Source organism: Pseudomonas sp. M2(2023) (assembly GCF_030263955.1).
In the GTDB taxonomy this organism is placed as follows: domain Bacteria; phylum Pseudomonadota; class Gammaproteobacteria; order Pseudomonadales; family Pseudomonadaceae; genus Aquipseudomonas; species Aquipseudomonas asiatica.
This window is the reverse complement of sequence record NZ_CP127114.1, coordinates 2,704,239-2,717,955: the sequence shown is the minus strand read 5'-3', so window position 1 is coordinate 2,717,955 and position 13,717 is coordinate 2,704,239. Positions and strand designations below refer to the sequence as shown.

Below are 13,717 nucleotides of genomic sequence, written 5' to 3'. Positions count from 1 at the left end.
AGGCTCTATTACTGGAATGCAAGGCCGCCAGGGACGGCAGCGTGTTCGACTCTGAATAACAATCACAAGCTGGAGCAAGCAGTAATGGCCACACTCAAGCGAACGCTTTCGCTGGGCTCGGTGGTGCTTTTCGGCATCGCCTACATGACCCCCATCATCGTCCTGGGCACATTCGGTATCCTGGCCGAGACCACGGGAGGGAGGGTACCTGCAGCCTACCTCGCTGCAGCCATCGCCATGCTCTTTACAGCCTTGAGCTACGGCCACATGGCGCGCGCCTTCCCGGTCGCCGGGTCCGCCTATACCTACGTGCGCAAATCGATCAGCCCACAGCTGGGCTTCATCACCGGTTGGGCGGTGTTGCTCGACTACCTGTTCCTGCCCATGGCGATCTGGCTCATTGGCGCGGCCTATCTGCACTCGGCGTTCCCGGGCGTGCCACAAGCCATTTGGGTGTTGGCATTCATCGGCATCACAACAACGATCAATGTAATCGGCCTGCGGCTGGCCAAGACCGTCAATGGCCTGTTGATGTTCATTCAGCTGCTGGTGCTGGCGGCGTTCGTTGCACTGGCGGTGCACTATGTCTGGGGCGACCCCACGGTACCACTGTGGACACTCGAGCCGTTCTACAAGGAAGGCACCCAGTTGCCGCTGATCATGAGCGGTGCGGCGATTGCCTGCTATTCATTCCTGGGCTTCGACGCGGTCAGTACCCTGACCGAAGAAACCAAGGAACCACGCAAGAACATCCCGAAAGCCATCCTGCTGATCACCCTGATCGGTGGCGGGCTGTTCATCGCCTGCAGCTACTTCGTTCAGCTCGCTCACCCGTCCACCGACTTTGCCAACGCCGACGCGGCGGCTTATGAAATCGCCCAGAACATCGGTGGCGACATCTTCGTCAGCATCTTCCTGCTGGGGCTGATCGTCGGCCAGTTCACTTCTGGCCTGTCGGCGCAAGCCAGCGCCTCCCGGCTGCTGTATGCGATGGGGCGTGACGGAGTGCTGCCCAGGTCATTCTTCGGAAGGTTGAGCGAACGCTTCAGCACGCCGGTGCCCAGCATCATCCTGTGCGGGGTGGTCGCCCTGCTTGCCTTGCGCATGGACGTGACGACCTCCACCTCGTTCATCAACTTCGGTGCATTTCTCGCGTTCAGCCTGGTCAACCTGGCGGTAATCTTCCACTACTGGGTCGCCATGCAGCAGCGTGGTGCGAACGCGCTACTGATGTATCTCGCGTTCCCCTTGGTGGGCTTTGCATCCACGTTGTGGCTGATGGCAAGTCTTGATCACCTGGCGATCTACCTGGGGGCAGGCTGGCTCTGCCTCGGCGTGCTCTACCTGACGGTGATTACCCGTGGTTTCAAGCGCAAGCCCCCGGAGATGCACTTCGAGGAAGCCTGAGCTGTCCACTCAGGTCGATACGGCGCTTTGAGCGATGCTCTGGATGGCACCGGCGGCGCCGGTGTTTGCGGTTGCGGATTCTGAGGCAGGTCGGATCGGCGCCAGCCTTGAGGTGGCGCCGATCCTGTCAGGCCTTACACCGCCAGCGCGCGCTCACGCAGCTCGCTATTGAGGATGCGGTCGTTCTCGCTGTAATCGACCGGGCAGTCGATCACGTGCACGCCCGGGGTCTTGATGCAGTGCTCCAGCAGCGGCAGCAGGCCTTCGGCGCTTTCCACGCGGTGGCCGTTGGCACCGTAGGCTTCGGCGTACTTGACGAAGTCCGGGTTGCCGTAGTCCAGGCCGAAATCGGTGAAGCCCATGTTCGCCTGCTTCCAGCGGATCATGCCGTAGCCATCGTCACGCAGGATCACCACGGTGATGTGCATGCCCAGGCGTACCGCAGTTTCCAGCTCCTGGCTGTTCATCATGAAGCCGCCGTCGCCGCAAACCGAGATCACCGGGCGGTCCGGGTGCACCAGGTGCGCGGCCATGGCCGATGGCAGGCCGGCGCCCATGGTTGCCAGGGCGTTGTCCAACAGCACGGTGTTCGGCTTGTGCGCCTTGTAGTTACGAGCGAACCAGATCTTGTAGATGCCGTTGTCCAGGGCAACGATACCTTCGGACGGCAGCACGCGACGGATGTCGGCGACCATGCGCTGCGGGTAGACCGGGAAGCGGTTGTCGTCAGCACCTTCGGCGATCTGTGCTTCGTTGGCTTCACGGATCGCCATCAGGCGGGTGAAGTCCCAGTGCGAAGTGTCGTTCAGCGCTTCGCTGATCTGCCATACGGCGTTGGCGATGTCGCCGATCACTTCAACCTGCGGGAAGTACACGGCATCGACTTCGGCGGAGCGGAAGTTGATGTGGATGACCTCGGTGCCGCCACGGACCATGAAGAACGGCGGCTTCTCGATCACGTCGTGGCCGATGTTGACGATCAGGTCGGCGGCTTCGACGGCGCGGTGCACGAAGTCACCCGACGACAGTGCGGCGTTGCCCAGGAAGCGCGGGTGACGCTCGTCGACCACACCTTTGCCCATCTGGGTGGTGATGAACGGGATACCGGTCTTGTCGATCAGCTGCTTGAGGACCTTCGCGGTCATCTTGCGGTTGGCGCCGGCGCCGATCACCAGGATCGGGTTGCGGGCGTTCAGCAGCTTTTGTACGGCTGCGTCGATCGCCACGTGCTCGGCCAGCGGACGGCGGTGCAGGCTTGGCGGGATCGGCAGTGCGTCGGTCTGCTCGGCGGCGATGTCTTCCGGCAGCTCCAGGTGCACGGCACCCGGCTTTTCTTCTTCAGCCAGGCGGAAGGCTTCGCGCATGCGCGAAGGGATGTTGTCAGCGGAGGCGAACTGGTGGGTGTACTTGGTGATGGGGTCCATCATGCCGCACACGTCGATGATCTGGAAACGGCCCTGCTTGGACTTCTTGATCGGCTTCTGGCCGGTGATCATCATCATCGGCATGCCGCCCAGGTAGGCGTAGGCGCTGGCGGTGACCAGGTTGGTGGCGCCAGGGCCGAGGGTCGACAGGCTGACGCCGGTCTTGCCGGTCAGGCGACCATAGGTGGCAGCCATGAAACCTGCGGACTGCTCGTGACGGGTAAGTACCAGCTTGATCTTCGACTTGCGCAGCGATTCGAGCAGGTCGAGGTTTTCCTCACCAGGAATGCCGAACACATACTCGACACCTTCGTTTTCCAGGCATTGCACAACGACATCGGCGGCCTTGGCCATTTGGGGTACTACCTCAAAATCTTTGTGGGATTGCAGATTTATTAAGCTGCGTGACTGAGATGTTGCAGGATGTCTCAGTGGCGCGCATCGTAGGCCCTCTGGTTAATAATAATAAATATATTGTTATGATGCTTGGCATCACAGTTTGTTATGAACGGTAACCCCCCTCAATGAACCTCAAGGCATTGCGCTGCTGCGTCGAGATCGTGCGCCAAGGCAGCTTCACCAAAGCCGCGCAGCACCTGCATATCGCCCAGCCGGCACTTAGCATGGCCGTTACCCGCCTGGAAGAAGAACTGGGCGTCACCCTGTTCAACCGCACCACGCGCAAAGTGATACTGACGGCCGAGGGCGAACGCTTCCTGCCACGTATCGCTTCGGCCCTGCGCGAAATGGATGTGGCCCGGCAAGAACTGCGCGACATGGCCGACCTGAAGCGCGGCGAAGTGCGCCTGGGTATCCCGCCGATGTTCGGCCTGCACTATGTGCCCGGCCTGATGAACGCCTTCCGCCAGCTGTACCCGGGTATTGGCATGACCGTGTTCGAAGGCAGTGCCGAGGACATCGGCCATCGCCTGGAACAACGGGAAATCGACCTGGCGTTGCTCGAGTCCCGGCGCGTGCCACCCGACAAAGAATCGATCCTGCTGGGCAGCGACGAGATGCTGGCGTGTATGCACCCTGACCATCCCTATGCCGGCAAGGCCTTCCTCACGGCCGAGGACCTGCGCAATACCGACATGGTGGTATTCGATCGCACCTTCGTCCAGCGCCACCTGCTGGATGCGTTCTTTGCCGAACATGGCATCACCTACCGGGTAGCGCTGCAAAGCAACTTCGTATCGCTGGTGGTACAGGCCGCGCTGGACAACATGGGCGTGGCGACCCTGCTGCGCTCGGTGCAACAGCGCACACCGGGCATCGTCGGCGTACCGTTCCAGCCAGCGCAGCAGATGAGCTTCCGCTTGTGCTGGCGCTCGGGGGAATATCTGTCGCTGGCCAGCAAGCGCTTCATCGATTTTGCCGCGCAGACTCATTACCTGGAGCGCTGACTCCACCCTGCTCGACGTCACTATCGCGAGTTGACTATGATCCCGCCTTGAACGTTTCAGCATGTTTCACAAGGATCCAGATGTCAGTTCAGGAATTACCCCCTCTCCCTAGCAAAAGTACCGTCGCGAAGATGGAAGCCGCCATGGCACTGGGCAGCTTTGCCATTGGCACCGGCGAGTTCGCCATCATGGGCCTGATGCCCGATATCGCCAGCAATCTGCAATTGAGCGAGCCCCAGGTGGGCCATGCCATCAGCGCCTATGCGCTGGGGGTGATGGTTGGCGCCCCGACACTGGCGATCATCGGTGCCAGGCTGTTGCGCAAGCACATGCTGCTGCTGTTGATGGCGCTGTATGCCATAGGCAACCTGGCTACCGCCTTTGCCCCCTCGTTCGGAGGCCTGGTCGCCTTCCGCTTCATCAGCGGCCTGCCCCATGGCGCCTACTTCGGCATCGCGGCGGTAGTGGCGTCGAGCATGGTGGCCAAGGACCAGCGGGCGGGGGCCGTGGCCCGGGTGATGATGGGGCTGACCGTGGCCATGTTGCTCGGCAACCCGGTTGCCACCTTGCTGGGCCAGTACTTCGGCTGGCGCTCGGCGTTCGTGCTGGTCGGCGCGATCGCCCTGTGCACCATCGCCCTGGTCTGGCGCTTCGTGCCCCAGCGCCACGATGAAGTGCGCAGCGACCCGCGCAAGGAACTGCAAGCCTTCACCCTGCCGCAAGTCTGGATGGCGCTGGGCATCGCCTCGATCGGCTTTGCCGGCATGTTCTGTGTGTTCAGCTACCTGGCGCCGACCATGTTGCAGGTGACCCAGGTGTCGCCGCAGTGGATTCCATTCGGCCTGGCGGCATTCGGCGTCGGCGGCATCGTCGGCAACATCGCCGGTGGCAAGCTGTTCGACCGCCTGCAGTTCCGCGCCGTCGGGCTGGTGCTGGTGTGGTCGATTGCCGTGCTGCTGTTCTTCAGCTTTGCCGCCCAGGCGCTGTGGAGCCTGCTGCTGGGCATTGGCCTGGTCGGCACCATGATTGCCCTGGCGGCGCCGTTGCAGATCCGCCTGATGGACATTGCCCATGAAGCGCCAAGCCTGGCGGCGGCGTCCAACCATGCGGCGTTCAACCTGGCCAATGCGCTGGGGCCGTGGCTGGGTGGCATGGCGATTACCGCGGGTATGGGCTGGACCAGCACCGGGTACATCGGCGCGGCTACGGCGCTGGTCGGGCTGGGGATCTACCTGGTGGCACGGCGGATGAAGGGTGGGCACTAAGGTTGAGGCCTGACAGATAGCGTGAAGGGGGCTGCCATGCAGCCCATCGCCGGCAAGCCAGCTCCCACAGAGACCGCACAATGCCTGAAATTTTCATGGGCAGCGACGACCCGCGCCGCCCACTAGTGTGGATCAGTGAGCTGGCCAGCCCCAAGGAAATGATTACAATGCATGCCCCAACCTGAAATATGTTTTTCCCATGAAATCACTGCTTTACGCCGTATCCTTACTGTTTTCCTTCACCCTCCCTGCCCTGGCCAGCCCGCCGGCAACCTTCACCGAGGCCAAGGTGGTGGCCAAGCAGAAGGTGTACATGGACCAGGCCAGCAGTGCCATGGGCGACCTGTACTGCGGTTGCAAATGGGCCTGGGTGGGCAAGTCTGGCGGGCGTATCGATGCCGCCTCGTGCGGCTACCAGACCCGCAAGCAGCAGAACCGCGCCGAACGCACCGAATGGGAACACATCGTGCCGGCCTACACCTTCGGCAACCAGCGCCAGTGCTGGAAGAATGGCGGCCGCGAGCATTGCGTGGATGACGACCCGGTGTTCCGCGCCATGGAGGCCGACCTGTTCAACCTGTACCCGGCAGTGGGCGAGGTAAACGGTGATCGCAGCAATTTCAACTACGGCATGGTTGCTGGCAATGCAGGGCAATACGGGCAGTGCACCACCAAGGTGGACTTCGTGCAGCGTGCTGCCGAACCACGCGACGAAGTGAAAGGCCTGGTCGCCCGCACCACCTTCTACATGTACGACCGTTACAAGCTGAGCATGTCGCGCCAACAGCAGCAGTTGCTGATGGCCTGGGACAAACAGCACCCGGTGTCGGCCTGGGAGAAAGAGCGTGACCGGCGCATTGCCGCGATCATGGGGCATGCCAACCCCTTCGTGACCGGGGAACGCAAATGGACCGCCAACTACAAGCCGGTCGGCAGTGGCGTGGTGCAGGCGGTGCCAGAAAAGGCCGCCAAGCCCGAATCCAAGCCGAGCCTGGCCAGTGCCGGGTCGGTGGGCGCGGTGCTTGGCAACCGCAACAGCCATGTCTATCACCTTTCCGTTGGTTGCCCGGGCTATACCCAGGTTACCGCGAAGAACCAGGTCACCTTCGCCACAGAGGGTGAGGCGCAGGCAGCGGGTTATCGCAAGGCGGGCAACTGCCGCTGATCGCCTTCCTCGGGGCCTGCGCGGCCCCCTTGCAATCGAGCGGGCTGCACAGCAGCCCGCAACAATGACCATCCGTCGCCCAGACGGCACCCCACTCCCCGCCCCCAGCCCAACGAATGACAGATCATCCGCAAAGGAGACGTTCCATGATCCGCATTCGCCCACTCTCACTGTGCCTTGCCCTTGCCCTGGCCAGCGTCACTGGCACCAGCTTCGCCGCCACCGACACAGCCACCGACAGCCGCCCGCAAACCGACCAGCACGGTGGCAAGACCGCCGGTGAAGACAGCAGCGTAAACAGCCCAGGCAGCAGCAAAACCAATGACAGCAGCGACACCGGCAGCAACAGCGATGCCGCCGACGGCGCCGCTGGTGGCTCGAACAGCACCGGCGAAGCAACCGGCTCCGGCGCCGGGCACACCGGTGGCACCGCCGAGGACCAGAACAGCCATTGAGGCCGGCCTGGGCTACACTGCGCCGGAACGCCCTGCCAAGGATTCACCATGAACCTCAAACCCTGGCTGCTCGCCGCCCTGCTGCCTTGCAGCGCCTTGGCCGTCGCTGGCAGCCAGGGCGCGCTGTCGATCAGCTCATCGTCGTTCACCGATGGCGGCGTGATCGCCTTGCAGCAGGTTGGCCCGGACCCGGCCTGTGGTGCTGGCGAAGAGCGCACCCCGCAACTGAGCTGGGACAACCTCCCCGCAGGCACTCAGTCGCTGGCACTGATCATGTTCGATCCGGACGGCGGCAAGGGTATTGGCGTGGTCCACTGGATCGCCTACAACATCGACCCGGCCCAGGATGGGCTGAAGGAAGGCGTCGCCGGGCTGACCGGGCAAGGCGTGACCGTGGGGCGCAACTCGCGGGGCACGCTCAGCTACCGCGGCCCCTGTCCACCCGCCGGCGACAACCCGCACCACTACGCGCTGACGCTGATCGCCACCGACCTGCCATTGGGTACCCTGCCCGAAGGCCTGGATCGCAGCGGCTTGCTGCAACTGCTGCAAGGCCACGCGCTGGGGGCGCAGAGCCTGGTCGGGCGCTATGGCCACTGAGCCTGGCCGTACCGGAACAATTAAACACCCCCATAGCATTTATCCATTGAATGGCCCAGTCGAACTGAAGTAAGCTCGGGCTCATTCACTGGAGAGCAACATGCCGAAACACACCCGCAACCACGCCAACCACACCGGTCGCACCCTGCGCCCTGTGCTGGCCGTTGCCGGCTGCGTGGCACCTGCCAGCTATTACTTTGGGTATTGGTTTAGCCACTAGGCGCCGATACCCACACGGCGCCCACCTTCGAGGGGCCGCCGAACATGAGAATACTCAAACCCCCGGTCGGCTCCCCGACCGGGGGTTTTGCTTTTCAGGCCTTTGAACAACACCGATTCACATTGAGGACAGATTCATGAACTACGCCACTTATTACTACGCAAACACCTACGCCTGGCGATTTAGCCAATCCCGTTCGGGCCAGCCTGCCGCCTCCGTTCGGTCTTCCACAGGTGGCAATGCAGCAGCCAATACGAATTCAACGATTTGTCGAACACCTCGATAGGGCCGACGACGCGGGCCAGAACCCGCCGTCCGCCCAGGGAAAAAATGCCATGCACGCTTCCAGCCTCGCCCTGACCCAGCCGCAAGCAGCCAACACCACCGTCAGCCAGCGCCTGCCCAGCCCGCACCTGCTCAAGCAGCAAATGCCGCTGTCCAGTGAACTTACCCAGCAAGTCCATGCCCACCGCCAGGCCATCCGCGACATCCTCGAAGGCCGCGACCAGCGCCTGCTGGTGATCGTTGGCCCGTGCTCGATCCACGACCCGCGCTCGGCCCTGGAATACGCCGACCGCCTGGCCGCCCTCAGCCGCGAAGTCGACGACAAGCTGCTGCTGGTGATGCGCGCCTACGTCGAAAAACCCCGCACCACGGTCGGCTGGAAGGGCCTGGCCTACGACCCGCACCTCGATGGCAGCGACGACATGCACGCCGGCATCGCCCTGTCCCGCGGGCTGATGCTGAACATGATCGAACGCGGCCTGCCGGTTGCCACCGAACTGCTGCAGCCAATGGTCGCCGGCTACTTCGATGACCTTCTGGCCTGGGCCGCGATTGGCGCGCGCACCACCGAGTCGCAGATCCACCGCGAAATGGTCAGTGGCCTGGAGCTGCCGGTCGGCTTCAAGAACGGCACCGACGGCGGCATCGCCATCGCCAGCGACGCCATGCGTAGCGCCGCCCACTCGCACCGCCACTTCGGCATGGATGCGCAGGGCTACCCGGCCATCATCGAGACCTTGGGCAACCCGGACACCCACCTGGTGCTGCGCGGCGGCCACAAGGGCCCGAACTTCGACGCCAACAGCATCGCCATGGCCCGCCAGGCGCTGGCCAAGGCCGGGTTGCAGGCGCGGATCATGGTCGATTGCAGCCATGCCAACAGCGGCAAGGACCCGGCGCGTCAGCCGGCCGTTTTCAACGATGTGCTGGAGCAGCGCCTGGCCGGCGACCGCTCGATCGTCGGCGTGATGATCGAAGGGCACCTGTTCGACGGCTGCCAGGCGCTGGGCAAGGGCGCGCTGAAATACGGCGTGTCGATCACCGACGGTTGCCTGGGTTGGGCCTCGACCGAAACCCTGTTGCGCGAGGCGGCACAAAAACTCTAGGTAGCGGGACGCAAGCCTGGCGAGACATACCCTGGACAAGTGCGCTAGGCTTGCCTTTTTTACCCCAAGGAGCAGTACCCATGGCCCGTGCAACCGCCCGCCACATCCTGGTCAGCAGCGAAGAGAAATGCAACGAACTGAAAGCCCAGATCGAAGCAGGCGCCGACTTCGCTGAAATCGCCAAAGCCAACTCCACCTGCCCGTCCAGCCGCCAGGGCGGTGACTTGGGCTCGTTCGGCCCGGGCCAGATGGTCAAGGAGTTCGACACCGTGGTGTTCAGCGCCCCGGTCAATACCGTGCAAGGCCCGGTCAAGACCCAGTTCGGCTACCACCTGCTGGAAGTGACCAGCCGCCAGGACTAAGTAGCCAGTAGCTGCTCATGTCCCCTGTGGGAGCGGGTTCACCCGCGAAATCGCCAGATCAGGCAACGACGTTGCGTGAACGGACGCATTCGCGGGTGAACCCGCTCCCACAGGCCCTGTGTTACCTTTTTCTGCTTTGTTTTTCCTTCAATAGCCAGGCTGCACCCACCCACGCCCTCACCGTCTACGGCGAAGCCCCCCGTTACAGCGCCAGCTTCCAGCATTTCGACTACGTCAACCCCGACGCCCCCAAAGGCGGCATCCTGCGCCGCTCGGCCATCGAGATTGGCCAGTTCGACCATATCCTGCCGTACATCGACAAAGGCATCGGTGTCAGCGAGGTCGATGGCCTGCTGTACGCGCCACTGGCCGTGCGCTCGTTCGATGAACCCTACACCGTCTACGGCCTGATCGCCCGGCGCATGGAGCGCGGCCCGGAGGATGCCTGGCTGCGGTTCGAGATCGACCCGCGTGCCACCTTCGCCGACGGCAAGCCGGTGCGCGCCGAGGACGTACGCTTTACCTTCGAGCTGCTGATGAGCAAGGGCAGCCTGAGGTATCGCACCCAGTTCGCCGATGTTGCCGCCGTCGTGGTGGAAAGCCCACACAGCGTGCGCTTCGACTTCAAGCCTGACCACGGCCGCACCCTGCCACTGGACCTCGCCAGCCTGCCGGTTCTGCCCGAACACGACTGGCAGCAGCGCGATTTTGCCAACGGCGCCGGCTTCGACAAGCCGGTCGGCAGCGGGCCGTACCGTATCGGGCGCATCGACAACGGCCGCAGCATCACCTTCCAGCGCGACGCCAACTGGTGGGCGCGCGATCTGCCGGTCAGCCGTGGCCGCTACAATTTCGACAAGCTGCGCATCGAGTACTTCGGTGATACCGAAGTGGCGCGGCAGGTGCTCAAAGGCGGCGGCTACGACTACAACCGCGAATTCTCCGCCACCGCCTACACCCTGGGCTACAACGGCGCGCAACTGGACGACGGCCGCCTGCAGCGCGCCCACCTGGGCCCGGCCAAACCGCAGGTGGCCCAAGGCTTCGTGTTCAACCTCGACCGGCCGCAGTTCAATGACCGTCGCGTGCGCCAGGCGCTGGGCATGCTGTGGGACTACGAGTGGAGCAACCGGCAGATGATGCGCAACATGTACATCCGCCAGCAGAGCGTGTTCTCCAATACCCCGCTGGCCGCCCGCCAACTGCCGGATGCCGGCGAGTTGAAACTGCTCGAACCGTTGCGCGGCAAGGTGCCGGACGAAGTCTTCAGCACCGTGTTCACCGCCCCGGTCACCGATGGTTCGGGGATCATCCGCAAGCAGCAGCTGCAGGCACTGGCGCTGCTCGAACAAGCCGGCTGGCGCCCCGAAGGCGACCGCCTGGTGAACAGCCAGGGCACGCCGCTGGCGTTCACCTTCCTCAACGGCCAGGCAGGCATGGAGCGCCTGCTGCTGCCGTGGAAGCGCAACCTGGCCCAGATTGGCGTGACCCTGGACATCCGCAACGTCGATTCGGCCCAGTACGTCAACCGCCTGATGGCACGTGACTACGACATGATCGTCACCGGCTACCCGGTCACCCTGTCGCCTGGCGCCGAGCTGTACAACTATTTCGGTTCGGCGGCGGCCCACGACCCTGGGTCGAACAACCTGATGGTGCTGCAGGACCCTGCCGTGGACCGCCTGATCGACGGCCTGGTGCGCGCCGACACCCAGGCCGACATGCTGTACCACGCCCATGCCCTGGACCGGGTGCTGCAATGGAACTACTACTGGATCCCCAACTACTACCCACCGGGCAGCTCCACTGTCTGGTGGAACCGCTTCGGCCTGCCCAAGGTCCAGGCTGCCTATGACGAAGGCCTGGACACCTGGTGGGAAGTCAGCCCTGCCGCGCTGACCAACGCGCAAATGGCCGACCGCCGGAAATCCTCGCCATGACCACTTACATACTGCGCCGTCTGCTGCTGATCGTCCCGACCCTGCTGGCGATCCTGTTGGTCAACTTCCTGATCGTCCAGGCCGCACCGGGAGGCCCGGTGGAGCAGGCGGTGGCACGCCTGCAAGGTATCGGCGGTGGCGCTCCCGGTGCCCGGGCCGAGGTGGTGCACGGCGAGTCACGTGCTACCCGTGGCCTGGACCCGAAACTGATCGAGGAGATCAAACGCCAGTACGGCTTCGACAAGTCCGCCCCCGAGCGCCTGTGGCTGATGCTGGGCCAGTACGCCCGGCTGGACTTCGGCAACAGCTTCTTCCGCGGCGCCAAGGTCACCGACCTGATCCTCGACAAGTTGCCGGTAACCCTGTCGCTGGGCTTCTGGGCCACGCTGATCACCTACCTGGTGTCGATCCCGCTGGGCATCCGCAAGGCGGTGCGCCATGGCAGCCGCTTCGATGCCTGGAGCAGTGCACTGATCGTGGTCGGCTATGCCCTGCCCTCGTTCCTGTTCGCCCTGTTGCTGATCGTGCTGTTCGCCGGCGGCACCTCGCTCAGCTGGTTCCCGGTGCGCGGCCTGGTCTCGGACAACTTCGACGAGCTCAGCCTGCTGGGCAAGGTCGCCGACTACTTCTGGCACCTGGTGCTGCCGGTCGGCGCCCTGGTGATCGGCGGCTTCGCCACCCTGACGCTGCTGACCAAGAACGCCTTCCTCGACGAGATTTCCCGGCAATACGTGGTTACCGCCCGAGCCAAGGGCCTGAGCGAACGCCGGGTGCTGTATGGCCACGTGCTGCGCAATGCCATGCTGCTGGTGGTAGCCGGGTTGCCGCAGGCATTGATCACGGTGTTCTTCGCCGGCTCTTTGCTGATCGAGGTGATCTTCTCGCTCGATGGCCTGGGCCGCATGAGTTACGAGGCGGCCGTATCGCGGGATTACCCGGTGGTGTTCGGCACGCTGTTCATCTTCACCCTGGCGGGCCTGCTGATCCGCCTGATCGGTGACCTGTCGTACACCCTGCTCGACCCGCGTATCGACTTCGACGCGAGGGCACACTGATGCTTTCGCCGATCTCGCGTCGCCGCCTGCAACGCTTTCGCCGTAACCGCCTGGGCTGGGTTTCGCTGTGGCTGTTCACCGCCCTTTTGCTGCTGAGCCTGTGCGCCGAGCTGGTGGCCAACGACAAACCGCTGCTGCTGGGCTACAAGGGCGACCTGTACGTGCCAGCGCTCAAGCGTTACACCGAGCAGCAGTTCGGCGGCCAGCTGCCGTTCCAGCCAGACTACCGCAGCGCCTATGTACGCCAGTTGATCGAGCAGCAAGGTGGCTGGATGCTGTTCGCCCCCATCCCGTTCAGCGCCGATACCCCCAACTACGACCTGCAGGTGCCCACCCCCAGCCCGCCGAGCGCGAGCAACTGGCTGGGTACCGACGACCAGGGCCGCGACGTGCTGGCCCGGGTGCTATATGGCACGCGGGTATCCTTGCTGTTCGCCTTCGCCCTGACCGTGGTCAGCGTGCTGATCGGGGTGGCGGCCGGGGCCCTGCAGGGCTACCACGGTGGTTGGGTCGACCTGGTCGGCCAGCGCCTGCTTGAGGTGTGGTCGGGGTTGCCGGTGCTGTACCTGCTGATCATCCTCAGCGGGTTCGTCGAGCCGGACTTCTGGTGGCTGCTGGGGATCATGGCGCTGTTCTCCTGGCTGACGCTGGTCGACGTGGTGCGCGCAGAGTTCCTGCGCGGTCGCAACCTGGAGTACGTCAAGGCCGCCCGAGCGTTGGGGTTGCCAGACAGCCAGGTAATGCTGCGGCACATCCTGCCCAATGCCATGAATGCGACCCTGACCTATGTGCCATTCATGCTGACCGGGGCGATCACCACCCTGACTGCGCTGGATTTTCTCGGGTTCGGCATGCCGGCCGGGAACGCTTCGCTGGGAGAGCTGGTGACCCAGGGCAAACAGCACCTGGAGGCGCCGTGGCTGGGCTTTACCGCATTCTTTGCCCTGGCGGTGATTCTGTCGCTGCTGGTGTTTATCGGGGATGCCTTGCGCGAGGCGTTCGACCCCAGGGGATAGGTTTTCAGGTC

General features: G+C 63.7%; 12 protein-coding genes. 11 read left to right on the top strand and 1 reads right to left on the bottom strand.

What is annotated here, in order from left to right; all coding sequences use genetic code 11:
* Positions 1 to 84 precede the first annotated feature (84 nt).
* Positions 85 to 1,407 carry an APC family permease gene (locus QN085_RS12565; RefSeq protein WP_013972568.1) on the top strand — a complete coding sequence of 441 codons (1,323 nt, stop codon included), beginning with the start codon at positions 85 to 87 and terminating at the stop codon, positions 1,405 to 1,407.
* A 134-nt stretch (positions 1,408 to 1,541) separates the two neighbouring features.
* Here QN085_RS12565 and QN085_RS12560 read toward each other — a convergent pair whose 3' ends face one another.
* Positions 1,542 to 3,185 carry an acetolactate synthase large subunit gene (locus tag QN085_RS12560; protein WP_013972567.1) on the bottom strand — a complete coding sequence of 548 codons (1,644 nt, stop codon included), beginning with the start codon at positions 3,183 to 3,185 and terminating at the stop codon, positions 1,542 to 1,544.
* A gap of 170 nt (positions 3,186 to 3,355) precedes the next feature.
* On the opposite strand from QN085_RS12560, the gene QN085_RS12555 reads away from it, so the two are divergent.
* The 10 genes from QN085_RS12555 (at position 3,356) to QN085_RS12510 (ending at position 13,706) form a co-directional block, all read left to right on the top strand.
* Entirely contained in the window at positions 3,356 to 4,237 is an 882-nt protein-coding gene (locus QN085_RS12555; protein ID WP_013972566.1) for a LysR family transcriptional regulator, read from the top strand.
* A gap of 80 nt (positions 4,238 to 4,317) precedes the next feature.
* The gene (locus tag QN085_RS12550; protein ID WP_023660858.1) at positions 4,318 to 5,502 is read left to right on the top strand and encodes an MFS transporter; all 1,185 of its coding nucleotides are present in this window, start codon (positions 4,318 to 4,320) and stop codon (positions 5,500 to 5,502) included.
* 199 nt (positions 5,503 to 5,701) lie between these two features.
* Positions 5,702 to 6,667, top strand: coding sequence for an endonuclease (locus QN085_RS12545; RefSeq protein WP_023660860.1), 966 nt, complete (start codon positions 5,702 to 5,704; stop codon positions 6,665 to 6,667).
* Between the two features lie 146 nt (positions 6,668 to 6,813).
* Complete coding sequence (locus tag QN085_RS12540) at positions 6,814 to 7,122, top strand: hypothetical protein (RefSeq protein ID WP_023660861.1); 309 nt, start codon at positions 6,814 to 6,816, stop codon at positions 7,120 to 7,122.
* A gap of 48 nt (positions 7,123 to 7,170) precedes the next feature.
* Entirely contained in the window at positions 7,171 to 7,722 is a 552-nt protein-coding gene (locus tag QN085_RS12535) for a YbhB/YbcL family Raf kinase inhibitor-like protein (RefSeq protein ID WP_013972562.1), read from the top strand.
* A gap of 555 nt (positions 7,723 to 8,277) precedes the next feature.
* On the top strand, positions 8,278 to 9,333 hold the full coding sequence (locus tag QN085_RS12530) for a 3-deoxy-7-phosphoheptulonate synthase (protein WP_023660862.1): 1,056 nt from the start codon (positions 8,278 to 8,280) through the stop codon (positions 9,331 to 9,333).
* A gap of 80 nt (positions 9,334 to 9,413) precedes the next feature.
* Complete coding sequence (locus tag QN085_RS12525) at positions 9,414 to 9,695, top strand: peptidylprolyl isomerase (protein WP_003258780.1); 282 nt, start codon at positions 9,414 to 9,416, stop codon at positions 9,693 to 9,695.
* A gap of 11 nt (positions 9,696 to 9,706) precedes the next feature.
* Positions 9,707 to 11,635 (top strand): extracellular solute-binding protein, encoded by a 1,929-nt coding sequence (locus QN085_RS12520; RefSeq protein WP_041505978.1) that lies wholly within the window; start codon positions 9,707 to 9,709, stop codon positions 11,633 to 11,635.
* A complete protein-coding gene (locus QN085_RS12515) occupies positions 11,632 to 12,690 on the top strand; it encodes a microcin C ABC transporter permease YejB (RefSeq protein WP_013972559.1) in 1,059 nt (352 codons plus the stop codon). The genes QN085_RS12520 and QN085_RS12515 overlap by 4 nt, the downstream gene beginning before the upstream one ends.
* Positions 12,690 to 13,706 carry an ABC transporter permease gene (locus tag QN085_RS12510; protein WP_024087103.1) on the top strand — a complete coding sequence of 339 codons (1,017 nt, stop codon included), beginning with the start codon at positions 12,690 to 12,692 and terminating at the stop codon, positions 13,704 to 13,706. The genes QN085_RS12515 and QN085_RS12510 overlap by 1 nt, the downstream gene beginning before the upstream one ends.
* The last annotated feature ends 11 nt before the right edge of the window (positions 13,707 to 13,717 follow it).